General features: G+C 31.0%; 26 protein-coding genes. 16 read left to right on the top strand and 10 right to left on the bottom strand.

The window, feature by feature from the left end:
• Positions 1 to 74: 74 nt before the first annotated feature.
• Both EC396_RS07500 and EC396_RS07495 read right to left on the bottom strand, forming a co-directional pair.
• Entirely contained in the window at positions 75 to 1100 is a 1026-nt protein-coding gene (locus EC396_RS07500) for an SDR family NAD(P)-dependent oxidoreductase (RefSeq protein ID WP_129366090.1), read from the bottom strand.
• Complete coding sequence (locus EC396_RS07495; RefSeq protein ID WP_129366089.1) at positions 1101 to 2141, bottom strand: NAD-dependent epimerase/dehydratase family protein; 1041 nt, start codon at positions 2139 to 2141, stop codon at positions 1101 to 1103. It abuts the gene before it with no gap.
• Between the two features lie 75 nt (positions 2142 to 2216).
• Here EC396_RS07495 and EC396_RS07490 point away from each other — a divergent pair, with 75 nt between their 5' ends.
• The gene (locus tag EC396_RS07490; protein ID WP_129366088.1) at positions 2217 to 2888 is read left to right on the top strand and encodes a hypothetical protein; all 672 of its coding nucleotides are present in this window, start codon (positions 2217 to 2219) and stop codon (positions 2886 to 2888) included.
• On the opposite strand, the gene EC396_RS07485 is transcribed toward EC396_RS07490, so the two are convergent.
• Positions 2885 to 3703 carry an SDR family oxidoreductase gene (locus EC396_RS07485; protein WP_129366087.1) on the bottom strand — a complete coding sequence of 273 codons (819 nt, stop codon included), beginning with the start codon at positions 3701 to 3703 and terminating at the stop codon, positions 2885 to 2887. The genes EC396_RS07490 and EC396_RS07485 overlap by 4 nt on opposite strands.
• A gap of 56 nt (positions 3704 to 3759) precedes the next feature.
• On the opposite strand from EC396_RS07485, the gene EC396_RS07480 reads away from it, so the two are divergent.
• Genes EC396_RS07480 through EC396_RS07465 form a run of 4 tightly spaced genes read left to right on the top strand, consistent with a single transcriptional unit; the run spans position 3760 to position 7883 of the window.
• Positions 3760 to 4941 carry a DUF1214 domain-containing protein gene (locus EC396_RS07480; protein WP_129366086.1) on the top strand — a complete coding sequence of 394 codons (1182 nt, stop codon included), beginning with the start codon at positions 3760 to 3762 and terminating at the stop codon, positions 4939 to 4941.
• A 2-nt stretch (positions 4942 to 4943) separates the two neighbouring features.
• Positions 4944 to 6194: a sulfotransferase gene (locus EC396_RS07475; RefSeq protein WP_164975223.1), complete on the top strand. Its 1251-nt coding sequence runs from the start codon at positions 4944 to 4946 to the stop codon at positions 6192 to 6194.
• Complete coding sequence (locus tag EC396_RS07470; protein ID WP_129366084.1) at positions 6194 to 7174, top strand: SDR family NAD(P)-dependent oxidoreductase; 981 nt, start codon at positions 6194 to 6196, stop codon at positions 7172 to 7174. Before EC396_RS07475 ends, EC396_RS07470 begins: the two co-directional genes overlap by 1 nt.
• Positions 7167 to 7883, top strand: coding sequence for a tRNA1(Val) (adenine(37)-N6)-methyltransferase (locus EC396_RS07465; protein ID WP_129366083.1), 717 nt, complete (start codon positions 7167 to 7169; stop codon positions 7881 to 7883). The genes EC396_RS07470 and EC396_RS07465 overlap by 8 nt, the downstream gene beginning before the upstream one ends.
• Positions 7884 to 7885: 2 nt before the next feature.
• Here the strand turns inward: EC396_RS07465 and EC396_RS07460 are convergent, their stop codons facing one another.
• Complete coding sequence (locus EC396_RS07460; RefSeq protein WP_129366082.1) at positions 7886 to 9256, bottom strand: saccharopine dehydrogenase family protein; 1371 nt, start codon at positions 9254 to 9256, stop codon at positions 7886 to 7888.
• Positions 9257 to 9300: 44 nt separating this feature from the next.
• Complete coding sequence (locus tag EC396_RS07455; RefSeq protein ID WP_129366081.1) at positions 9301 to 9534, bottom strand: DUF2007 domain-containing protein; 234 nt, start codon at positions 9532 to 9534, stop codon at positions 9301 to 9303.
• Between the two features lie 84 nt (positions 9535 to 9618).
• On the opposite strand from EC396_RS07455, the gene EC396_RS07450 reads away from it, so the two are divergent.
• The 3 genes from EC396_RS07450 (at position 9619) to nhaA (ending at position 13172) form a co-directional block, all read left to right on the top strand.
• Positions 9619 to 9984 carry a DUF423 domain-containing protein gene (locus tag EC396_RS07450; protein WP_129366080.1) on the top strand — a complete coding sequence of 122 codons (366 nt, stop codon included), beginning with the start codon at positions 9619 to 9621 and terminating at the stop codon, positions 9982 to 9984.
• A gap of 155 nt (positions 9985 to 10139) precedes the next feature.
• Entirely contained in the window at positions 10140 to 11744 is a 1605-nt protein-coding gene (gene pckA / locus EC396_RS07445) for a phosphoenolpyruvate carboxykinase (ATP) (protein ID WP_129366079.1), read from the top strand.
• Positions 11745 to 11867: 123 nt separating this feature from the next.
• Positions 11868 to 13172, top strand: coding sequence for a Na+/H+ antiporter NhaA (nhaA, locus tag EC396_RS07440; RefSeq protein ID WP_129366078.1), 1305 nt, complete (start codon positions 11868 to 11870; stop codon positions 13170 to 13172).
• Here nhaA and EC396_RS07435 read toward each other — a convergent pair whose 3' ends face one another.
• The gene (locus EC396_RS07435; RefSeq protein WP_129366077.1) at positions 13173 to 13577 is read right to left on the bottom strand and encodes a DUF6146 family protein; all 405 of its coding nucleotides are present in this window, start codon (positions 13575 to 13577) and stop codon (positions 13173 to 13175) included. It lies immediately after the preceding gene.
• Between the two features lie 85 nt (positions 13578 to 13662).
• On the opposite strand from EC396_RS07435, the gene EC396_RS07430 reads away from it, so the two are divergent.
• Positions 13663 to 14226, top strand: coding sequence for a DNA-3-methyladenine glycosylase I (locus tag EC396_RS07430; RefSeq protein ID WP_129366076.1), 564 nt, complete (start codon positions 13663 to 13665; stop codon positions 14224 to 14226).
• Between the two features lie 140 nt (positions 14227 to 14366).
• Here EC396_RS07430 and EC396_RS07425 read toward each other — a convergent pair whose 3' ends face one another.
• Positions 14367 to 15434, bottom strand: coding sequence for a GyrI-like domain-containing protein (locus EC396_RS07425; RefSeq protein WP_129366075.1), 1068 nt, complete (start codon positions 15432 to 15434; stop codon positions 14367 to 14369).
• A gap of 111 nt (positions 15435 to 15545) precedes the next feature.
• Between EC396_RS07425 and EC396_RS07420 the strand changes: the two genes are divergently transcribed.
• Entirely contained in the window at positions 15546 to 16466 is a 921-nt protein-coding gene (locus tag EC396_RS07420) for an ion channel (RefSeq protein WP_129366074.1), read from the top strand.
• Here the strand turns inward: EC396_RS07420 and EC396_RS07415 are convergent.
• Complete coding sequence (locus EC396_RS07415) at positions 16463 to 16648, bottom strand: hypothetical protein (RefSeq protein ID WP_129366073.1); 186 nt, start codon at positions 16646 to 16648, stop codon at positions 16463 to 16465. The two genes, EC396_RS07420 and EC396_RS07415, sit on opposite strands and share 4 nt — an antisense overlap.
• Positions 16649 to 16771: 123 nt before the next feature.
• On the opposite strand from EC396_RS07415, the gene EC396_RS07410 reads away from it, so the two are divergent.
• Positions 16772 to 17158, top strand: a complete 387-nt coding sequence (locus EC396_RS07410) for a nucleoside triphosphate pyrophosphohydrolase family protein (RefSeq protein ID WP_129366072.1) — start codon at positions 16772 to 16774, stop codon at positions 17156 to 17158.
• Positions 17159 to 17172: 14 nt separating this feature from the next.
• On the opposite strand, the gene ruvC is transcribed toward EC396_RS07410, so the two are convergent.
• Positions 17173 to 17727, bottom strand: coding sequence for a crossover junction endodeoxyribonuclease RuvC (gene ruvC, locus EC396_RS07405; protein ID WP_129366071.1), 555 nt, complete (start codon positions 17725 to 17727; stop codon positions 17173 to 17175).
• Between the two features lie 70 nt (positions 17728 to 17797).
• Between ruvC and EC396_RS07400 the strand changes: the two genes are divergently transcribed.
• Both EC396_RS07400 and EC396_RS07395 read left to right on the top strand, forming a co-directional pair.
• Positions 17798 to 18691 (top strand): lysylphosphatidylglycerol synthase domain-containing protein, encoded by an 894-nt coding sequence (locus EC396_RS07400; protein ID WP_240665656.1) that lies wholly within the window; start codon positions 17798 to 17800, stop codon positions 18689 to 18691.
• A complete protein-coding gene (locus EC396_RS07395; RefSeq protein WP_129366070.1) occupies positions 18688 to 19815 on the top strand; it encodes a glycosyltransferase in 1128 nt (375 codons plus the stop codon). Before EC396_RS07400 ends, EC396_RS07395 begins: the two co-directional genes overlap by 4 nt.
• Positions 19816 to 19967: 152 nt before the next feature.
• Here the strand turns inward: EC396_RS07395 and mnmD are convergent, their stop codons facing one another.
• Positions 19968 to 20630, bottom strand: a complete 663-nt coding sequence (gene mnmD / locus EC396_RS07390; protein ID WP_129366069.1) for a tRNA (5-methylaminomethyl-2-thiouridine)(34)-methyltransferase MnmD — start codon at positions 20628 to 20630, stop codon at positions 19968 to 19970.
• Between the two features lie 289 nt (positions 20631 to 20919).
• On the opposite strand from mnmD, the gene EC396_RS07385 reads away from it, so the two are divergent.
• From EC396_RS07385 to nadB, 3 genes are all read left to right on the top strand, one after another.
• Complete coding sequence (locus tag EC396_RS07385; RefSeq protein WP_129366068.1) at positions 20920 to 21972, top strand: branched-chain amino acid aminotransferase; 1053 nt, start codon at positions 20920 to 20922, stop codon at positions 21970 to 21972.
• Between the two features lie 108 nt (positions 21973 to 22080).
• The gene (gene nadA / locus EC396_RS07380) at positions 22081 to 23076 is read left to right on the top strand and encodes a quinolinate synthase NadA (protein ID WP_205757927.1); all 996 of its coding nucleotides are present in this window, start codon (positions 22081 to 22083) and stop codon (positions 23074 to 23076) included.
• 12 nt (positions 23077 to 23088) lie between these two features.
• Positions 23089 to 24672 carry an L-aspartate oxidase gene (nadB, locus tag EC396_RS07375; RefSeq protein WP_240665655.1) on the top strand — a complete coding sequence of 528 codons (1584 nt, stop codon included), beginning with the start codon at positions 23089 to 23091 and terminating at the stop codon, positions 24670 to 24672.
• Positions 24673 to 24777 lie beyond the last annotated feature (105 nt).

Raw genomic sequence — 24777 nt, 5'->3', positions numbered from 1 at the left:
TTAAAATTAATTTTCAAAAACCTACATATCAATAATTTACAATTTTAAATTGATTGATTTCTATAAAATTTTGTTTAAATATTTAAGACGGCATTTTCATCAACACGTTTCCAAACTTCAACAGAATGCTCCCATAATTTAATTCCTTCTTCAGGAATATAAATTTTATAATCCATTTCTTTTGGATTAAACATATGCATATAAGCAGCCGTTTTGCCTTCAAAATCATTAGAAATAGTAATGTACGAAACTGCTTTTGCTGCTTTTTCAGGAGATTGAAAAAAGATTGAAAAAATACCTTTTAATAGCATTCTAATCAACCAAGGAGCATCTCTAACAATATTGGTATTTACTGGTCCAGGGCAAATAACATTAAATGAAACATCTGGATTTGCTGTATCCTTATTCATTCTTTTTGAAATTTCAACAGCCAAAGTATTTAAAACCAGTTTGTAATAACTGTAATTATTCATCCCTTTTTTAAGTCCGTACTCAAAATAACGACCAAATTCATCATGGTCAATAAAAGAAGATTTTTGATGAGAATCTGAAGAAATAAAAATAACTCTTGATGGCTTGTCTTCTAACTTCTTATTTTTTGAAATCGTTGAATTTGGAATAATTCCATTGTTCAATAATAAATTCAATAAAATGAAATTAGATAAATAATTTACCAAAAATATTTCATCCAAACCCGAAGCTGTTTTTTTTGCTTTAGGCAAAGCCACTCCTGCATTTAAAACCGTAAAATCTAAAGTAATGTTTTCATTTTTTAAATCGGCTACAAAACTATGAATTGTATCAATTTTACTTAAATCAAGATATTTCATCACTACATTATCTGAACCCGATATTTTTTTGACTTTCTCGCCAGCTTCAGGAATTTGACTTCTACAAGCCATAATTACCTTAGCACCTCTTTTAGCTAAATCTACTGCAATAGCAAAACCCAAACCTGTATTTGCACCAGTAACCAAACAAGTTTTGCCATCTATCCTATCATTATCTGTCAATCTTTCTGATAGTTTTTGCTTTCTAAAAATATCTAAAATACCAGTCATACTGGCAACTACTGGGTTATCAAAACGTCCGTGAGCCATTTATTTGTTTTTTGAATAAAATTTAATTGTTTTTTGAAGTGCTTCTTCAGTTGAATATTTTGGATGAAAGTTGAAATCTTCGGAAGCTTTTTTAGATGAAAACGTAAAATCTGTACAAGTATAAATTACTGCAAACCGACTAAATTTAGGGTTGTATTTTTTAATTGGTCGCATTAAAATGGCAGTGGCTTCAGAAAGACTTCCAATTGAATAAGCCAATGTTTTAGGAATCCAAGCGTTTTTTGGAAAAATCTTGTAACCTGCACCTTCCACAACTTTATCAAAAAATTTAAAAAAATTAGAACCTTTTCCGTCTGTAATAAAGTAGATTTCTTTTTCTACCTTACTGTTATTTGTCCACAATGCATTGGCCGCCAACACATGTGCATAAGCCATATTACCAACATAAACGTGCTGACAATTGGATTTTCCATTACCCAAACGCACATAAAACCCGCTTTTAGCCATATCAATTAACGAGTCTATATGATAAGGATCAGCCTCGCCATAAACATCCGAAGGTCTTAAAATACAGGTTTTTAAAGTTGTTGAATGCGCTTCTAAAACAGCCAATTCTCCCAATTTTTTAGACTCACAATAAACCGTATGATGTGTTTTTGGATACGGTTGATTTTCATCAATATCAACCAAAGGCGTTCCTGTAAAAACTGCATCTAAAGAACTTGTGTAAACCAAATAATTGATATTATTTAACTTACAGGCTCTAATCATGTTTTTAGTACCATTAACATTGATATTTAAAACTTCTTGTTCAGATTTTGTACCCCAATCTATAATTGCTGCGGTGTGAATAACAACATCGGCATTTTTACTTGCTTTTTCTAATGCTTCAAAATCACAAACAGAACCCTGAATAAACTCAATCAATTCATTTTTAATTCCTTGATATGGCTGAATATCAAAAATGGTAATTTTTGATGGTTTTAAAGGTGAAGATTTATCTAATAATTCTTCAACAATTCTAGTTCCTATAAACCCCGATCCTCCGGTTAAAAATATATGAGGTTGTTTTTTTGCCATATTAAAATGAATCTTTTTTTAGTATCTTGCTCTAAATCAGCTGTACTAAAATAGTGATTATAATTGGTTTTGAAAATGAAAAAAACAATATGCTTAATAAGAGGTGATAAAACAGAAAGCTACAAAGGTTTTAACAACCGAATACTAAAATTGACAAATAGTTTGGCCAAAAAATACCCATCAATTTTAATAAAAGCTGTTTTAACAAAAGAAGCACCACCTTCAATTTCAATCATCCCATTTAAAAAAGATAAAATTGCTTCAATTTCAATAAAATCGAATGAAAATAACCAATTTAATGAACTTAAAAACGAACTTGGTTTTGCCGGTTTTTTTGAAGTTACTGAAGCTTTGCCTGTAGCATATGATAAAAATTGGGCTGATGGTGAAACTACACCTGGAGTTTGCCTGCTAACTTTATTCAACCAAAAAAAATCTATTGATTACAACACTTTTATAAATCGTTGGCACAATAGCCACACACCGCTTTCATTAAAAATTCATCCTCTAACGCATTACAATAGAAATGTTGTTGAAGAACCTTGGGCAAAAAACAAAGAAAATTGGGATGGTATTGTTGAAGAACATTGCAAAACAAAAACTGAATTGCTAAATCCAACCAAGTTTTTTGGAGGTATTTTAAAAATGATTCCAAATATGATTTTGGTATATACCGACACCAAATCATTTATAGATTATGGCACCATTGAAACTTATTTAACTGCTGAATATATTATTAAAAGTTAACTGTTACTTTGCTCTTGAAACATAGTAAGCATTGTTTTATTGGCTACTGAAGCAGCCATTTTTCGAGGCAATAAACGGGTTAAAATAAAGTAATTGAATCGGTTTGAAAATCCAGGAATTAATAAGGCTTTTTTACCTAAATTTTGCAAGGCACTTTCGGCCACATCAATTGGGCTCATAATTTGCGGCTTTATAAATCCATAAGTAGGCTTTGTTTTTAAATAAGCCGGAGTTGCTGTAGCACCAGCAATACAAGCCATAACTTTAATATTTTTTGGTTTCAATTCGTAATGCAAAGCTTCAGCTAAATTCCAAGTAAAAGCCTTTGTTGCTGCATAGGTTGAAACCAATTGCATTCCAATCAAACCTGCCAAAGACGACATTAATAAAATACCCCCAGCTTGTTTTTTACAAATTAATAATTTTGAAAATTGATGTGCTAATTTAAGTTGTGTTCGGGTATTTACATCAATATAATTGTCTAATTCAACTTCATTATGATTTAAAAAAGGTTTCACCAAACTGTACGCTGCATTGTAAATTAACAAACGACAATCTACTTTTTCAATTTCCAACATCATTTTTTCAACTGCATTTACATCTTTTAAATCCAAGTAAAGTTTTACAGTTTTAACACCAAAATCTGTTTCAACTTTTTTTGAAATTGCTTCAAGTAAATTCAACTGATTGTCTACCAAAATCAGATTCATTTTTCTTTTAGCCAAAGCAATGGTATATGCCTCACCTAAGCCTTCAGCAGACCCTACCACAATTACCCAATAACCATAGTTGTTTTTAAAAGTGCTATCACTCATAATTTGCAAATTTTACTTACTTTTAATGAAACTAAAAATACATCATTTTTATTCCAATGCGAAAATTACTCTTTGTCTTTTTAAATGTTTCGAATTTTTTCAGAAAAATAAAACTAACCATTTCTGGAAAAACTGAAGATGATATCTATAAGCAGCGAATTGTTTCTGGAAAATCTTGGGAAGATTTTTGCGACCAAATTAAATTGGCAGGAACCAATTTAAAAGCTGCAGGCACTCCGCAAGATGCATTTAATCAAGCTGAAGGTATTCGCTATTTAACCCGATTGACCCGAGTTTCATTAGAAGCTTTTGTAGAATATGCAGACCCATCATTTCCAATTTTTAAAAGAATGGTACACGAAACCGTAAAAATGGGAGCCGATAATCCAGACAATTATTATTTCAACGCACAAATTAGTGGCAATTTTGAATATAAAATCACTGGAAAAAAAAATTCAGTACATTATATTGGTTTTTTTACGCAGAATGGAAATTATGGATCTACAGGAGGTTTATCGCCTTGTGGCGCTTTGGAAGGAAAAGATTTGGTATTGGAAGAAGATGGTAGTTTTGAGATTATTTTAAGCAAAGAAAAACAAGGAAAAAACTGGCTAAAAATTGAAAATGAAACTGGCTTGGCAATGGTTCGTCAAACTTTTTTAAATCGTTTTGAAGAAGTTCCTGCTGAAATAAAAATTGAAAATCTGGACGGAAGAAAATCACCTGATGCCATCACTCCAAAAATGATAGACGAAGGTTTAAAAATGGCTGCTATGTTTGTGGCTGGCGCTCCAATTTTGTTTACACGTTGGGTAAATGGTTTTAAAAAGCACCCCAATCAGTTACCACAATTCGACCCAAAAGTTTCAAATGCTGCTGGTGGTGATGCAAACATTATTTATTACCATAGTTACTGGAATTTAAAAGAAGACGAAGCTTTGGTTATTACAGTTCAACCACCTGTTTGTGATAGCTGGAATTTTCAGTTAAACAATTATTGGATGGAATCTTTGGATTACCGTTATCACACTATTTGCATTAGCAAAGGCACTGCAAAATATGAACCCGATGGAAATCTAAAAATTATTGTTGCACATAAAAATCCTGGTCTAAAAAATTGGCTAAATACTTGCAATCATTTAGAAGGAACCATGTGTTGGCGTTGGTACAGATTGGATAAAGTAGGAACTGAAATTCAACCCAATTGTGAGGTTGTAAAATGGGAAAGCTTAAAATAATTATGAAGGCAGAAAACACATATACTTCAAACCAATACAAACAGCAGCCTGGTTGGTTTACGGCCATCAACAGTATTTGGAAATCGACCTATCCGTTAGGAACAAAATCTACTTTAGAAATTGAGAGCTTAAAAAAAGCAGCTCAAAAAGCTACGGGATTATCTGATTTTGGTGATTTTTGGGAAGAACCATTAAAGGTCATGTTGAAATCTATTAATGAAGAAGCGCAATTACATCCAATTGGCCAATTTATTACACGCAAACGCATTATCAATTTATTGTCGGTGCGCTTAAGAGCCGAAGCTTATTTTAAAAAACACCCTGAAATTTTAGCGCAAGAATTGTATCCGTGTATGGTAATTGTAGGTTTACAACGCACTGGAACCACAAAATTGCAAAGATTGTTAGCTGCTGATCCTAATAACCGAGCTATTTTAAGTTGGGAAGCTTTAAATCCTGCACCCATAAAAGAAGATACAAAAACAGGAAAAGAGCGCATAAAAATTGCAAAAACAAGCGTAGAAGCCTTAAAATATATGTCGCCTGGTTTTTTTGCCATTCATCCTGTAGAATCTGAAGCACCTGAAGAAGATGTGTTGTTGTTAGATGTTTCATTTTTAAGCACTACTACAGAAGCAACTATGAATGTACCAACCTATGCTGCTTGGCTAGAAAAAACAGACCAATCACCTGCCTATGAGTATATGGTGAAGTTGTTAAAATTATTACAGTGGCAGCGACCTGCAAAACGATGGGTTTTAAAAACACCGCATCATTTGGAGTTTTTACAATTGGCTGAAAAATATTTTGGAGATGTGCAATTTATTTGGACACACAGAGACGTACAAGAATGCATTCCATCTTTTTTAAGTATGGTTTCATATGCTCGAATTTTGTTCAGCAAAGAAGTTACCCAAAAAAATGTAGCAAAACATTGGATTCGTAAAAATGGATTTATGCTAGAAAAGGCCTTGGAATATCGTTCTAAAAATAATCCGAATATCTTATTTACAGACATTTCATACAAAGCATTGATAAAAGATTCTTTAGCTACTATTGAACAAATTTATGCCGATAGAGGCGAAATTATTTCACCCGAATTAAAAGCTATTTTTCAAAAATCTAACAACGAAAACCCGAAAGGGAAATACGGTGTTCATCAATACAACTTAGCAGACTTTGGTGTTGACAAGGCTTATATTCAAAAATTCACAAAAGAATACGAACAATTTCAACAAAAATTAGACATCTAATGAGTGAGACAACCAAAAAATATAACAGTCCGCTACAGGCAACCATAAGTGGTATTTTAGATTTATTTAAAAAAAGAGAAAGCGTTGGCTCACTTACAAAAAACGACCATTTACAAGGTAAAAAAGTACTAATTACAGGTTCTAGCTCTGGTTTGGGATTGGCAACTGCTAAACAATTAGCAGCATTGGGTGCTGAAGTAATAATGGCAGTAAGAAGCGGTATTCCTGAAAAAGGAGAAGAAGTTAAAAAAGCTTCTGGAAGCAATAAAGTAACAATGTTATATGTAGATTTATCAGATTTTAACGCTATAAAAAAACTAATTACAGAAGTAAAATTAAAGGTTAAAAAAATTGATATATTAATTTGTAATGCTGCTGTGGTTGTAAGTGAAGCCCGAAAAACTTCTGCTGGTTTTGATGAAATGTTTACCGTAAATTATTTATCAAAATTTGTTTTGGTGAATGGTTTATTGAAAGAAAATTGTTTTAATACGGAAGGAAATACCATTCCAAGAATTGTTTTTGTTTCTTCTGAAAGTCATAGAAATCCAACAGCTTTTGAATGGGATACTTTTGGTAAATTTCAAGAACATAAAATGGCTAAAACAGTTGAAAGATATGGTTATTACAAATTATTAATGACCACTTTTGCTCAAGAATTATCAAGAAGATTGAATGTTGATAAAACCAATTATTCTGTTTTTGCCTTATGTCCAGGCCCTGTAAACTCAAATATTGCGCGTGAAGCTCCAAAATTAGTACAGCCTGTTATGAAATTGGTTTTTAAAATTTTTTTTAATTCTCCCGAAAAAGCTGCAGCACCTGTTGTATATTTGACAGCTTCAAAAGCTATTGAAGGAAAGCCAACTGATTATTTGTTTTTAATGAGCAGAAAACCTGTTGATGAATTGGCTTCAAATCCAGAAAATGGCGAACGTTTATGGAGTTTAACTGAAAAATTATTAAAAACACATGTCTAACAAACCTTTTCAATTTAAAGAATTTAGCATTCAACAAGATAAAACAGCTATGAAAGTTGGAACCGATGGCGTTTTATTGGGTGCTTGGGTTCAAGTAAATTCGGAAGTTTTTAGTGTTTTAGATATTGGAGCAGGAACAGGTTTGATTGCATTGATGGTTGCTCAAAAAAGCAATGCTGAAGTGATTGATGCTATTGAATTAAATGATGATGCTTACGAACAAACCGTTGATAATTTTGAAAGAAGTAGTTGGGGTGATCGTTTGTTTTGTTACCACGCTTCTTTACAAGAATTTGTTGATGAAATTGATGATGAGTACGATTTGATTATTTCCAATCCGCCATTTTACACTTCAACATACAAAGAAATTTCAGAAGAAAGAGCTATGGCGCGTCATACTGAAAGTTTAACATACTATGAATTGTTAGAAGGAACTTCAAAATTATTGTCTGAAATAGGTAGTTGTGCTTTTATAATTCCGTTTTCAGAAGAAGCGTATTTTATTGAACTGGCCAAACAGCAAAAGTTATTTCCAAACAGAATTACACGTGTAAAAGGAACTGAAAATTCACCAATAAAAAGAAGTCTTTTACAATTTTCGTTCACTGAAAACACAACAATAATTAATGAATTGGTCATTGAAATTGAACGCCATCAATACACTTCAGAATACATCAATTTAGTAAAAGATTTTTATTTAAAAATGTAATACTATGCTGTAATTATTTCAGGATTATATCCTAAATAAGGCATTTCTTTTTCGGTAAAAACAATCCCGTTTTCAGCCAATTCTTTTAAAATAGGTTGGTATACTTCCTTTTTAATTGGCATTTGCACACCCGGATTGGTAATTTCACCATTCAATATTTTTAAAGTAGCAATAGCAACAGGCAAGCCAACAGTTTTAGCCATTGCAGTATACGTTTCGTTTTCACCCATACAAATCATACTGCTTACAATTTGATGTTTTTCGCCATTTAATTGGTATCCAAAAAGATGCTGCATTACAATCATATCTTTATCATCTTTTTTAAGAGTCCAACTGTCTTTTAATATTTTTTCTAAAATTTGAGCAGGTGTTGCATTTTTTAGTTCAACCATTTTATTGGCATTAAAAATATCAAGCTCAACCAATTTATCCCAAATAACATCGTCTTGTGGAATTTTTAAATAATGGCGTAATTTTAATTCAACTGAATCGCTTGGACTGTATGCTAAAAAAGAATTGGTAAAATCTCTGTAACTCATTTTATCTGAGTTTTCAATTGTATAACTATCGTCAGTCATACCCAATTGCACAAAAATATTCCAAGCTCTTGAAAATCCTACTCTACGAATTGTACCTCGGTAAAGTGTTAGTATCTTGTCTAAACCATAAACACTTTTGTATTTTAATGAATCTCGATTAGCGTAGGCTTCAAACTTTCCATAGCCATCAACTTGAAGAATTTCTGTTCTTCTAAATAATTTGTGATACGGTATGTATTTGTAGGTTCCTTCTTGTAAAAATTTAGACACACCACCTTGTCCGGCAAGTACCACATTTCTTGGATTCCAAGTAAATTTATAGTTCCATAAATTATCATCGCTTTCAGGTGCTACCAATCCACCGCAAAACGATTCAAACAAGAGCATTTTTCCGCCTTTCTCTTTAATTGAATCTATTACTTGCATTGCGCTCATATGGTCAATACCAGGATCCAATCCTATTTCATTCATAAAAACAAGATTTTTTTTAACCACTTGATCATTCAAACTATTCATTTCATTTGAAATGTAAGAAGCAGTTACCAAACTTTTTCCAAATTCTAAACAATCTTTAGCAATATTGATATGTAAATGAGCAGGCAACATGGAGACCACAATATTGGCATTTTTTATTGCCATTTGTCGTTCCGTTTTATTGAGAATATCAAAAGTTATGGCCGATCCATTTTTGTGCTTGTTAAGCTTGCTTTGTGCAAGTTCTAAAAAAACATCAGCAACGGTAACATGCAAGTCTTCTTCAAAAGATTTTTGAAGTAAATACGTAATTAAAGACGAAGAAGACTTACCTGCACCAATTACCAAAACATTTCTCATATTCAAAAATTTAACAGAATGGATCTTGTTTGTTGTAACACAAACTAGCTATTTTCTTCTTCAATTTCAGCAAGTATTTTTTTAGCCTTTTCTAAATCGGCGCTATCTACTTCTAATTTATAACCTTCAACAAAAGCAGTACCAATAGTAGTTGCTATATTTTCATCAAAAATATAACTTTCAATACCTTGACTTGCAAGTAATGTTTTAGCAATGTGAATTTGGTGAATTAAACTAGCTGTTAAAACAGTAACTAAATTATTTGCATGTTTGTTCATATCTATAATTTTTACTTAAATATACAAATTATTATAATTGTTTGCATCTTAAATTTTATCTTTAAGCATCAAAATTTCAATAAAATGAATAAAATTTTAAGCATTACTGCTTTTTTAGGAGCAATAACAATTGTATTAGGTGCTTTTGGAGCACATGCTTTACAAGAAACACTAAGCGATACTCAATTAAAAAGTTTTGAAACTGGTGTTAGATATCAAATGTATCATATAATTGCTTTGTTAATTGTTAATATGTATGGGCAATTTTCAATAAAAACAAAAAAAATTATTAGCTATTTGTTTTTTGCTGGTATTGTTTGCTTTTCGGGTTCTATATACGCCATTACTTTTGGTGTAAGTGCTAAAACTATTTGGTTTGTAACTCCCTTAGGCGGTTTGCTATTTATTACAGGCTGGATAGTGATGGGGATTTCTTTTTTAAGGAAGTGATTTTGGGTAATATTTGTTTTAAAACTGCATATAAACTGTTTGTGAACTTAAACATTTAGCCATATATTTATTACAATAAAAAACTGATTTTTAGCGATTTAAATTAAAGTGATTTTTAAGTAATAAATAAGAATATAAACAATAAAAGCTTCATTATGAAGAATATTAAAGTTATTCAGCAGTTACACGACCTTGGTATTACAGGATACCATGAAATAGTTTACAACCCTTCCTATGAAGAATTATACAAAGCCGAAGTTTCGCCATACACAAAAGGATTTGAAAAAGGCGCAATTACAGAAAGCGGTGCCGTAGCTGTTAAAACAGGCGTTTTTACAGGTCGATCTCCAAAAGACAGATACATTGTAAAAGATGACATTACAAAAAATACTATTAATTGGGATGGTAAAGTAAATTTACCAACCACCAATGAAATTTATCTAAAACTTAAAAAACTGGTTTTAAAACAGCTATCTAAATCTAAAAAAATATATGTAGTTGACGCTTTTTGTGGAACCAACAAAAACACAAGGTTAAAAGTGCGTTTTGTAATGGAAGTTGCTTGGCAAGCTCATTTTGTAACAAATATGTTTATTAGACCTTCTGTTCACGAATTAGAAACCTTTGGCGAACCCGATTTTATTGTGATGAACGGATCACAAACGGTAAGTAAAAAATGGAAAGAGTACGACTTAAATTCTGAAAATTTTGTTGTTTTTAATTTAACTGAAAAAGTTCAAATTATTGGCGGCACCTGGTATGGTGGTGAAATGAAAAAAGGAATGTTCTCTATTATGAACTACTATTTACCATTAAAAGGCATAGCTTCAATGCATTGTTCTGCAAATGTTGGCGAAAATGGTGATGTGGCTGTTTTCTTTGGTTTATCAGGAACAGGTAAAACAACACTTTCTACCGATCCAAAACGTTATTTAATTGGTGATGATGAGCACGGTTGGGATGACAATGGCGTATTTAATTTTGAAGGTGGATGTTATGCCAAAGTAATTGATTTAAGTGAAGACAATGAACCTGATATTTGGAGAGCTATAAAAAGAGATGCTTTGCTGGAAAACGTAGTTGTTAATGAGTATGGTGAAGTAGATTATTACGATCATTCAATTACACAAAACTCAAGAGTTTCTTACCCAATATACCATATTAACAAAATTGTATTGCCATCAAAAGCGGGTCACGCAAGTAAAATTATCTACTTATCTGCTGATGCCTTTGGTGTATTACCTCCTGTTTCTATTTTAAATGAAGACCAGGCTCAATATCATTTCTTATGTGGATTTACGTCTAAATTAGCAGGTACAGAAAGAGGAATTACAGAACCTCAACCATCATTTTCACCTGCTTTTGGAGAAGCATTTTTAACATTACACCCAACAGTATATTCAAAAGTATTGGTTGAAAAAATGAAAAAACACAATGCCAAAGCCTACCTAGTAAATACTGGATGGAACGGAACTGGAAAAAGAATTTCATTAAAAGATACCCGTGCAATTATTGATGCAATACTTGATGGATCTATAGAGAAACAGAAGACAATTAACATACCATATCTAAATTTAACAGTTCCTGAATTTGTACCAAACGTTAGTGATATTTTAGATCCAAGACATACATATAACAGTGTAGCAGATTGGGAAGAAAAAGCTAAAAAACTGGCAAGATTGTATATCAATAATTTTGAAAAATATTGCGACAATGAACAAGCAAAAGCGTTGATTTCGGCTGGACCACAATTAGAATAAAACAATGTGAAACACACTTTAATAGCGCAAAAGAATTAATGATATAAAGGTAGTGGTTTTTAATTACTACCTTTTTTTTGTTTATTTTTGCTAATTACATAATTCATTCATCCAAATAAAAACATGAGACGAGTTAGTGACCCTTTTAAAAAATTTATACAATTAGAAACATCATCTAGCATTATTCTTTTCGTCGTTTCCATTTTTGCAGTTCTTTGGGCAAATTCGTCGTATGGATATTTATACGAAGATTTATGGCATCACAAATTTACTATTGGTTTTGCAGATAATAGTTTTCATCTTTCAAAACCATTGATACTTTGGATAAATGATGGCTTAATGGCTATTTTCTTTTTTGTTATAGGATTGGAAGTTAAAAGAGAAATTTTAGCAGGAGAATTAACAACGCTGCGAAAAGCATCGTTGCCAATTTTTGCAGCTATTGGCGGCATGTTATTTCCTGTGTTGATATTCACTTTTATGAATTCAGGCAAAGTGGGTGCTGAAGGTTGGGGAATCCCTATGGCAACAGATATTGCTTTTACTTTGGGAATATTAACACTACTAGGAAAACGTGTACCATTAGGACTAAAAATATTTTTAACAGCCTTTGCAATTGTTGATGATATTGGGGCTGTTATTGTAATTGCCATTTTTTACAGTTCAAATATTCAATGGGAATTATTAGGATATGCCATGCTTATTTATGCTTTTGTAGCTTTTTTAAGCTACAAAAAATTATACTCTCAATATGTATATTTTATAATTGGTTGTATCGTTTGGTTTTTATTTTTAAAGTCTGGTGTACACCCAACAATTGCAGGTATTTTAATGGCATTTACAATTCCTATTGAACGTAAATTAGAAATTAAAGAATATATAAGACTGGTAACTGAAGAATTTAAAATATTTAAAACAAGCGAACCTTTATCTGATGAATTATTAAGTTCAGATCAGCTTCATGCCATAGATTCAATTGAAGAAATTACTGAGAAAGTATATTCGCCACTTCAAAACTTAGAACACACTCTACACGGTTGGGTTTCTTATTTAATTATGCCAATTTTTGCTTTGGCAAATGCGGGTGTTGTTATTAGCTTTAGTGGTTTAGGAGATTTTGGTCATATTAGTTTAAACATTGCTTTGGCATTGGTTTTAGGTAACACCATTGGTATTATGTTATTGGCAACCTTGGCCGTAAAATTTAAATTAGCAGATTTACCCGAAAATGTAAGTTTTATACAATTATTTGGTGTTAGTTTATTAGGCGGATTGGGATTTACAATGTCTTTATTTATAGCCAATTTGGCTTATGTTGAAGATGCGTTAATTGCAGCTGCAAAAATGGGGGTTATTATAGGCTCTTTAGTTGCAGGTATTTTAGGGTATTTGGTTTTGCGTTTTACATTAAAACCAATTGAAGAGTAATTAAAAAACCTGTTTATATTTATACTCCACAAATTTAAAATAGTTAAACAATTTGTAGTTTACCTCAAATCCGTATTTGGTATTAAAATCATAATCAATAACATTTCCATAGATTGCAGCATTGTATCTTAAAGGATTTTGTGCTCTTATATTCCACTCTGTAACATAAAAACGGTTTCTTGTTTCTAAATAATTTAGTGAATAGTACCACTCTGGTTTTGCAATGGATTTTAAGTAATAATCATAACCTGTATCAAAAATAATTATTTCGTACTCTAAAGAGTCGTTTGCAATTCTAACTGCTCCTTCTGGAAGTTTAGCTTTGTTATTTACAATTGTTTTTGACGTAGATGTGCAACTAATAATAAACAAAGCAACAATAAAAAAATAAAATAGATTTTTCATGCCCTTATATTTTAGTATTTTAAATTTACAAAAATTATACCGATGTTAATAATATATTTTTAAATTGTAATCTGATTTTTTAATAATGAACAAAACACGTTGTGCTTGGTGCGGAAACGATCCGCTTTATATAGCGTATCATGATACAGAATGGGGTGTGCCTGTTTATGATGATGCCAAATTGTTTGAATTTTTAATTTTAGAAACCTTTCAGGCTGGATTGAGTTGGATTACCATATTGCGAAAACGTGAAAACTTTAGAACTGCTTTTGACAATTTTGATTATAAAAAAATTGCCAATTACAATGAAGCCAAGTTTGAAGAATTGCTTTTAAACGCTGGTATTATTAGAAATAAGTTAAAAATTAAAGCAACCATTTCTAATGCTGTTGCATTTATGAAAATTCAGGAAGAATTTGGTTCATTTTCGACTTACATCTGGAACTTTGTAAACAAAAAACCGATTAAAAATAATTGGCAAGATTTAAAAGATTTACCTGCAAAAACAGCACTTTCAGATGTAATTTCAAAAGATTTAAAAAAACGCGGATTTAAGTTTGTTGGTTCTACTGTTATTTATGCGCATATGCAAGCAACCGGAATGGTAAACGATCATATAACAACTTGTTTTAGATATAAACAGGTTTAAGTTGATTTGCTTTTGCATTAGGGATTGCAGCGGCATCCTTTTTTGCAATGTAACGCAGTGAAATTGCAAAAAAGATATAGCGGAAAGCCCGACCCGCAGGGAATGCCCAAAACAGCGAGCAAAAATTGAATATTGTAAAACTATTCATTTAAAACAGGTGGTTGGTTTTGGATGGTTGTATCCTCTAAAACTTCATCGGTTTTTATTGGAATATAAATTTCAGTAAGCCATGCTGCTGGATTCAAATTGTCATTTGGATTGATGGTGTAAACTTCAAAAGATTGTCCCTTTTCAACAGATATATGTCCATCATTTTCTAAATTTTTATAAAAATTTGGCCAGCTAGCTGGTAAAAACTTATAATTGCCTTTAAAAATAATTTTATAAGCAGTAACAGGTTCTAAATAACCTGTTAAAACATCACCTTCTGTAATAATTCGCTCTCTAACAGGCACACAAGCCGAGAACAAAACAGTACCATTTACAGTGTCTATTTGGTGATTTAATGTGAACGGTTTACCTGAAGCTGACAACTGATTGGCGGTCATGTAACTGGTTATTGCCGAAAACATTTTTGTCATTTTAATTGGCGCATCTTCATTTTTACAAGCAACAGTTTGGTATAAATAATAACCTCCACCATAATCTACAACACCCTTATAATCAATCGAGTAAACATCCATTTCTTTTAACACTGCTTCATTTAACAGTTCCAATCCACGCGTTAATTTTTGGGCAATATCAATTTCAACATCACCTTTTAGCAACCAATTTATTTTTTCGCTAAAATTATTATTTCCTCTTATGCCCCAAGTTACTTTTGTACTATCGTTAAATTTTAACAACTCCCAATACATTTCAGATTTGCGCTCTTTTCTTAAATCAATTTCCTGAATTAAAGCTTGATTAGGTGTTGTTGAAATTGTTTTTACAGAACCCAATCCACCAATACCTGTCCAAGTAAAAGATGCACCAACACCCGAAGTTTGCTGGGGATAAGAAGTTACAGTTGTTTTATCAAGCTCTTGCCAAGGATTCCAAAGTTCCCAATTTTTATAATTGTTCACATTTTTAAAAATAACTTCAGCCGGCACTTTCATAGCTCTAGAAACGCTAATATTGTAACTACCGTCTAGTGTTGCAACATAAACAGATGCACCAATAATTAAAGCTAAAAAAAAGAAAAATATATATTTTAAAGATCTCATTTAAATAAGAGCGTGTTTTTTTTGCATTGCTAATTTAAGAAATAAATTGGTTTTAAAACAGCCTATTTTAATTTATAAATATTCACTACTTTAGAGAATTAATTGTTTTTTATGAATAAAATAAAAGATCCTGGATTTGGATATGCTTCAAAAATAAATGCCAAACGTTTAGTTAATCAAAAAGGAGAATCAACCATCATACATTTAAACAAGAAGTTTAATTTTCAAGATACTTACACTTATTTAATTCAAATATCTTGGCCAAAATTTTTTCTACTTGTATTTTGCAGTTACTTGCTAATCAATATTATTTTTGGCATTATTTACACTCTTGTTGGAATTGAAGAAATTACCACATTGTCTGGTAATACTTTTAAAGATTTTTTAAACGGCTTTTTTTTTAGCGCTCAAACTATTACAACTGTAGGCTATGGTGGCATTTCACCTCATGGTCTTTTAGCAAATATTGTTTCGTCTTTTGAGGCTTTAATTGGTTTACTAACATTTTCATTTATAACAGGATTGTTATATGGGCGTTTTTCTAAACCAAATGCATCCATTCGCTTTAGTAAAAATATAATTTTTAGAAATTTTAATGACCGAAAAGCTTTAATGTTTAGACTTATGAACAATAGAACTAGTATAATGATAGATTCTGAAATTTCATTAACAATGTCAATTACAAAAATCACAACTAACAATAAACATGAAAGGGAATTTTATAGGTTAAATTTAGAAATGAATGCCATAAAATATTTATCAACAACCTGGACAATTGTTCACGAAATAGACGAAGAAAGTCCTTTGTTTAACTTGAGTGAATCTGAAATTAAAAAGTTGGATATAGAATTTTATATTTTAGCTCAATATCACGAAGAATCATTTTCTCAAAAGGTTTACCAAATTCATTCATACACTCAGGAAGATTTAGAATATAATGTGAAATTTGCATCACCAACATCTTTTAACAATGATGGTTTTGTTGAATTAGATCACGAAAAACTAAGTACTTTAACCGCTATGGAAGATTAATGCAAAGAAAAAGTAATCAACGTAAAAATAGCAATAATTAAAAAAACACCAATTAAAATTAAAAACGTGTTTTTATAATACTTTTTATGAACTTTTATATCTTTTCTGTAACTCCAAACCATAGCAATGGTAAATGCAACTATAAAAAATCCAGCAAAAATTAATTGTCCTTTACTAAACATATTAAATGTGTATATTTATCATCAAAAGTACATAAAATTTAGTTAGAAATAAAAGTAACGTTGCTTACATTAGAAAGCAACTGACCAAAATATTTTTAACAATTAAAAAGTTATAATACAATAATGAAGAATAAATTAAACGCCGTAAAAGAATTTCATGAAGCCTTTGGATTGGGAATTCAACACAAACCTATCGCAAAATTAGATGAAGCAAAATTAAAATTGCGTTTTGATTTAATGGCTGAAGAAAATGAAGAATATTTAGAAGCAGCCAATAACAATGATTTGGTTGAAGTTGCCGACGCTTTGGGAGATATGCTGTACATTTTATGCGGCACCATTTTAGAACACGGCATGCAATACAAAATTGAAGAAGTTTTTAATGAAATTCAACGAAGTAACATGAGTAAATTAGGTGCCGATGGAAAACCAATTTACCGTGAAGATGGTAAAGTAATGAAAGGTCCAAATTATTTTAAACCAAATATTTTAGCAATAATTGAAAAGTAATTTTGTTAAAATATTTATTTAACCACCCTTTTTTCATTTTGTTTTACAAAAGCAGCCCAACCTGTATAGTTTTTACCAACAGTAACTTTTCCGCTGTTGTAAAAATGACAAACTGCTGCTGCCAAACCATCGGTTGAATCTAGATTTTGAGGTAATTCTTTCATTTTTAGCAAACTTTGTAACATTTTAGCAACCTGCTCTTTACTAGCATTTCCATTGCCAGTAATAGCCATTTTTATTTTTTTTGGAGAATACTCCGTAATTGGAACTTCACGAGACAAACCAGCTGCCATAGCGACTCCTTGTGCACGACCCAATTTTAACATAGACTGCACATTTTTACCAAAAAATGGCGCTTCAATTGCAATTTCATCGGGATGATATTGGTCTATTAAATGTACTGTTCGTTCAAAAATTAATTTCAACTTTAAATAATGGTCATCGTATTTTTTTAGCATTAATTCGTCTAAAACAATCAATTCCATTTTTTTATCCACTACTTTTATCAGTCCAAAACCCATAATGGTAGTTCCTGGATCTATGCCTAATATGATTTTTTCTGAACCCAATTTTATTGTTAATTTGTAAATTCAAATGTACAATATCTCTGTTAAATATAAACGACTCCTATTTTTTATAGTGAAAATAACAATTGTTGTTATCGCTTTTTATTTAATGTACACCAAATTAGTTAGCAATCAACTTTTATCTTTTCAACAGTTAAACGAGCGGCTTTCAAAGCTTTTTTCGGCAAAAATTTGGGTTATCATTTCAGTTTTATTACTAACAGATATAAATTGGTTTTTAGAAATATTTAAGTGGAAAACATTGGTTTCTGTTGAAAAAAAAATCACTTTTTTAGAAGCTTATCAGCAGAGTTTAGCATCTTTAACAGTATCTTTAATAACCCCAAACAGAATTGGAGAATATGGTGCAAAAGCCTTGTTTTTTGAAGCTGGAAGACGCAAAAAAATAATGACTTTAAATTTGGTTGGAAACTTAATTCAGTTAGCCATTACATGTTTATTTGGCTTGTATGGTTTTCTGTTTTTTATGAAGAATTTTAAAGCTGAAATTCCGAAAATTGACCTTTTAAAAGTTGGCTTAATTTTTTTAATATTCGCCTTGATTTATTTTTTCAGAAAACAATTAAACCTCAACAAAATAAGCGTTTATTTAAAAAATATTTCGAAAAAAATATACCTAAAAGCAGCTCTTTATTCTTTTTTGAGATACTTGGTTTTTTCGCATCAATTTTACTTTTTACTAAAAATTATGGGTATTGAAACCGATTACCCTACACTAATTAGCCTTATTTTTTGTATGTATTTTATGGCATCTGTTATACCAAGTTTGGCCATTTTCGATTGGGTTATTAAAGGTTCTATTGCCATTTGGCTTTTTGGCTTTGTTGGTTTAAACCAATTAACGGTAGTAACCGTAACCACTGTTATGTGGATACTCAATTTTGCAATACCTTCCATTATTGGAAGTATTTTTGTATTAAATTTTAAAACCAACAATTCATTATGATTATTGTGTTTTTATTTATTGCTTTAATTTATTCGGTATTAATTATTGGTTTTTTTGTGGGTTTTCAAAAATTAAAAACAATCAAAAAAACAGATTTACCCCCAAAAACAACATTTTCAGTTGTTGTACCTTTTAGAAATGAAACTGCCAATTTACCCCAATTACTAAATTCATTTGAGCAGTTAAATTACCCGACACATTTGTTTGAAATTTTATTTGTAAACGATGCTTCTGAAGACAATTCATGTGTAGTTATTGAAAATTTTCAGCAACAATTTCCGCATATAAAAACCAATCTTTTACAAAACAATAGAACTACAAATTCACCCAAAAAAGATGCCATAAACACCGCAATTTCAAGCTCAAAATTTGAATGGATTGTTACTACAGACGCAGATTGTATTGTGTCAATTTATTGGTTACAACTATTCAATCAGTTTATTGAAGCTAAAAACCCAGTTTTGATAGCTGCACCTGTAATATTTAAAAAACAAAATTCGTTGTTATTTCATTTTCAAAATTTGAATTTTATAAGTTTAATGGGCAGCACCATTGGAAGTTTTGGAATTAAAAAATCCTTTATGTGCAATGGGGCTAATTTGTGTTATCAAAAAACAGCATTTAAAAATGTAAATGGTTTTGAAGGAAACACATCAATTGCTAGTGGTGATGATGTTTTTTTATTAGAAAAAATGGTAAAAAATTATCCTGAACAAGTGTTATTTTTAAAATCGGCAGAAGCTACTGTCACCACCAATTCAGAAAAAAACTGGAGTTTATACCTAAATCAACAAATAAGATGGGCTTCAAAATCAACAGCATACAATAGCAACTTTTCAAAGTTTGTTGGTATTGTAGTTTTATCAACCAATCTTTTAGTGCTTTCGCTTTTTATTTCAGCAATTTTGAATCCGTTTTTTTGGAAATATTTTTTAGTAATATTCATTCAAAAAACAATCGTTGATTTTATACTTATTAAAAAAACAAGTGATTTTTTAATAAACAATAATTCGCTAAAATACTTTTTACTAGTAGCTTTTTTATATCCTTTTTTTATTACTTACGTCGGAATTTCTTCAACGTTTAAAAGCTATACATGGAAAGGAAGAGTCTTTAAAAAATAATTATTTACTGTTAAATAAACTGCTAATAATACTTTCAGAATGCATCCATAAATAAGTTATTAACACTAACAATAGCAATAAAATAAACAATCTCATTTTATTTGGTTTTTTGCCTTTTTTAAATCGTTGCTGACTCATAAATACTTTTTAAATTAATTTTTTGTTGCACGTAACATTTCTCTTTTTCCTGGAGGTCCAGCTAATTTTTCGACAGAAAACCCAACTTTTAACATCGCCCTTCTAACACTTCCTTTTGCACAATAAGTAACCAATACACCTCCTTTTTTTAAGGATTTATACATGATTTCAAATATTTCTTCAGTCCATAAATCTGGCTGAACTCTTGCACCAAAAGCATCAAAATAAATCAAATCAAAACTATTTTCATCATTTATTTCATGAAAAAACTGCTTTCTTTTTGTCAATAAAAATTTTGAAGACAACTCTGATTTTTGATCCCAACTTTGGGTATGCATATTTTTAAAAACCTGTGTAAAATCTTCGGCTTTTAATTCTGAAATGTAATTTAATTTATCAATTTCATCAAAAGAAACCGGATAAGCTTCTACTCCAACATAATCGACATTTAAGTTTAATTTTTCAGCCTCTAAAAAAGTAATAAAACTATTTAAACCTGTTCCAAAACCAATTTCTAAAATCGAAATTGAACTATCTGAAAACAAAGACAATCCGCTTTTTATAAAAACATGCATGGCTTCTTGAATGGCGCCATGTTTTGAATGATAATTCTCATCCCACTCGGATAAATGGATGGTTGACGAGCCATCGGCTGTTAAAACTACTTTTCTCTCCAAAAATATTTATTTTTTAATTTGAAATTCTGACTTGAGATATTTTTAAAGTATAAAAACTTCAATTTACTGATTTTCAGCAACATATGGAATTTCATTGATTTTAACTTATTCAAAAACAACAAAACAACAATCACTAACTACACTAATAATGTGATTTTATTTCCCTGTTATTATTTAATTGAATATTTTTACCCAAATATATTAAAAAATTAAGGCAGCACATTTAAAACATAATAAAATTACATATTAAAAAAATAAGTAATTTTGCAAAATTAAAACACGGTTTACTATGGCTTTACATATAGAGAAAATAACAAAATCAAAAATTTCAGAAGTTGATTTTAGTACTTTAAAATTTGGTCAAATTTTTACTGACCACATGTTTGAATGCGATTTTGAAAATGGCGAATGGCAAACTCCTAAAATTAGACCTTATCAACCTATTCTGTTTGATCCATCTGCAAAAGTTTTTCATTACGGACAAGCGGTTTTTGAAGGAATGAAAGCTTACAAAGATGATAATGATGATATTTGGTTATTTAGACCAGATGAAAATCAAAAACGTATAAATATCTCTGCAGAACGTTTAGATATGCCTGCTTTTCCAAAAGATTACTTTTTTGAAGGATTGACTGAATTGTTAAAATTAGACAGCCAATGGATTAAAAAAGGCGGTGAAAACTCGTTATACATTAGACCTTTTGTTATTGCTACAGAAAATTGCGTATCGGCATCGGCATCAACAAAATATAAATTTATGATTATTTGCTCTCCTGTTCAAGCTTATTATGCCGGAGAAGTTAGGGTTTTAATTGCCGATAAATACAGTCGATCTGCTAACGGTGGTGTTGGTTTTGCTAAAGCTGCAGGTAATTACGCCTCTTCTTTTTATCCTGCAAAATTAGCTGCAGAGCAAGGTTACCAGCAAGTTTTATGGACAGATGCTTCTACCCATGAATATTTAGAAGAAGCTGGTACAATGAATGTCTTTTTTAGAATAAATGATACCTTGTTAACTGCGCCTACCAGCGAAAGAATTTTAGATGGTGTTACGCGTAAAAGTATCATTCAATTTCTTGAAGACAAAGGTATAAAAGTTGAAGTAAGACCAATTAAAGTAACTGAAATTATTGAAGCTGCTAAAAAAGGTGAATTATTAGAAATGTTTGGTGCAGGTACTGCAGCTGTTGTAAGTCCAATTTTAGGATTTGCACATAAAGACCAAAATTTTGAATTGCCAAAAATTGAAAATACTTATGCTTCAATTATTAAAAAAGGTTTAACAGATATTCAAAGAAATAAAGCTGAAGATAAATTTGGCTGGAGATATAAAGTAAAATAAAACGATACACGGATTATTGAATTTTAACATATTAACTGCTTAAACAATCGGACTTACCTCCGATTGTTTGGTATATTTTTTGGCCTGAGCCAATAAAAAAAACCAATTATGAACACATTACAAGAAGCTAAAAAAAACATTCAAGAAAAAGGATTTTTAGACATAGAAACTGCAAAAAGCATTGACTATGTTAAAGAAATAAAAAAACTTCGCAAAAAAAAGAACGCTGTTATTTTAGCACATTACTACCAAGAAGATGCAATACAAGATATTGCAGATTTTGTGGGAGATAGTTTGGCTTTGGCTCAAAAAGCAGCTGAAACAGACGCTGATATTATTGTTTTTGCAGGTGTACATTTTATGGCCGAAACTGCAAAAATATTGAATCCAGATAAAAAAGTATTGTTACCCGATTTAAAAGCAGGATGTTCTTTGGCAGATTCTTGTCCGCCTTCAGAATTTGCAGCTTTCAAAAAGAAACACCCTAATCACTTGGTGGTTTCTTATGTAAATACTTCAGCAGAAATTAAAGCATTGACCGATATTGTTTGTACTTCTTCAAATGCTGAAAAAATTATCAACTCTATACCAAAAGATCAACCAATTATTTTTGCTCCAGATAGAAATCTAGGTGCTTGGTTAATTAAAAAAACAGGTAGAGATATGTTGCTTTGGGACGGAGCTTGTATGGTTCACGAAGCCTTTTCAATAGATAAAATATTACAATTATACGCTGAAAATCCAGGTGCTGAGATTATTGCTCACCCAGAATCTGAAGCGCATTTATTAAAAGTTGCCAAATATGTAGGTTCTACTTCTGGCTTATTAAATTATGTAAAAAACAGCAAAGCTAAAACATTTATTGTTGCTACTGAAGTTGGTATTTTACATAAAATGAGACAAGAATCTCCTGGTAAAATTTTGATTCCAGCTCCTGTTGAAGACGATAGCTGTAACTGTAGCGAGTGTTTTTATATGAAAATGAATACCATGAAAAAATTGTATTTATGTCTAAAACATGAACTGCCTTTTGTTGAAGTTGACCCTGAATTAAGCAAAAAAGCACTTGTTTCTATTGAGCGCATGTTAGAACTTTCAAAATAACAACTGTTTTTAATGAATGCTGAAAAAAAAATACACAAAACAGATTTTTTAGTTATTGGTTCTGGAATTGCTGGTTTATCATTTGCACTTAAAGTCGCAAATAACTTTAAAAACGCCACAGTTACTATAGTTACCAAAAACGAAAAAAACGAGTGTAATACCAAATATGCCCAGGGCGGAATTTCAACAGTTTGGGATAAAACAGTCGATTCATTTGAACAACATATTGAAGATACACTTATTGCTGGTGATGGTCTTTGTGACGAAAAAGTAGTTAAAATGGTGGTTGAAAGTGCTCCAGATCGTTTGCGAGAATTGATTGAATGGGGAACACAATTTGACAAAACAAAAGATGGTTCCTATTCATTAGGAAGAGAAGGAGGACATTCGCAAGATCGTGTTTTACATCATAAAGATATTACCGGAGCAGAAATTGAACGTGCATTACTTCAACAAGTAGAAAACACTGAAAATATTACTTTTTTAAATTACCATTACGCAATTGATTTAATTACAGAACATCAATTAAAACAAAAACAAACCAAACGAAAAGGAAAAATAACTTGTTATGGCGCGTATGTTTTAGATGAGAAAAAAAATTGTGTTAAAACATTTTCAGCAAAAGTAACCATGTTGGCTACTGGCGGAAATGGTCAGGTTTATAGTACAACTACCAATCCTGTAATTGCAACTGGCGATGGAATTGCCATGGCTTACAGAGCAAAAGCTGAAATTTCTGATATGGAATTTATTCAATTTCATCCAACAGCTTTATACAATCCAGGCGAATATCCTGCATTTTTAATCTCTGAAGCGGTACGTGGTGAAGGTGCTATTTTAAGAAATTACAACGGAGATCGTTTTATGCACAATTACGATGATCGAGAAGAATTGGCTTCGCGTGATATTGTAGCAAGAGCAATAGACCGTGAACTTAAAAAAAATGGTACTCCAAATGTATATTTAGATTGTACACATATAGATTACAACGCCTTTAAAAAGCATTTTCCAAATATTACCGAAAAATGCTTGTCGCTTGGCATTGATATTAGAAAAAAATACATTCCTGTTTGTCCGGCTCAACATTATATTTGTGGCGGTGTAAATGTTAGTAAAAAAGGAAAAACCTCCATCAAAAATTTATATGCAAGTGGTGAAGTAACCCGATCTGGATTACACGGAGCCAATAGATTGGCTTCAAATTCATTACTTGAAGGGTTGGTATTTTCACACAATGCTGCTGAAAGTTTAATTAAACGTTTTCCTAAAATAAAAAGCCCTACCAATATTCCTCAATGGAATGATAGTGGTGTAGTTAAAAACATGGAGAAAATATTAATTACACACGACAGAAATGAGGTAAAGACCATTATGAGTAACTATGTTGGAATTGTGCGTTCTAACGAGCGTTTATTACGCGCTGAGCGAAGATTAAAAGGCTTGTACGAAGACAATAAACGTTTATACGATTATTCTGAACTTTCAACAGATTTATGTGAATTGAGAAATCTAATTACAACTGCTTATTTAATTACACAGTTTTCTAAAAACCGAAAAGAAAATAAAGGCGGTTTTTATAGTGCCGATTTGGTTTAGTTTTGATTTTGGCATTTAATTAATGGCAAATTTTGTAACACCACAACAAACAGACTAATTTCTTATAACCCTTTTATTTATCTTAAAAAAATACTCAATTTGAAA

This window comes from Lutibacter sp. HS1-25 (assembly GCF_004121075.1).
Taxonomy (GTDB): domain Bacteria; phylum Bacteroidota; class Bacteroidia; order Flavobacteriales; family Flavobacteriaceae; genus Lutibacter.
The sequence above is the reverse complement of the archived record's forward strand: the minus strand, read 5'-3'. Positions and strand labels throughout refer to the sequence as shown.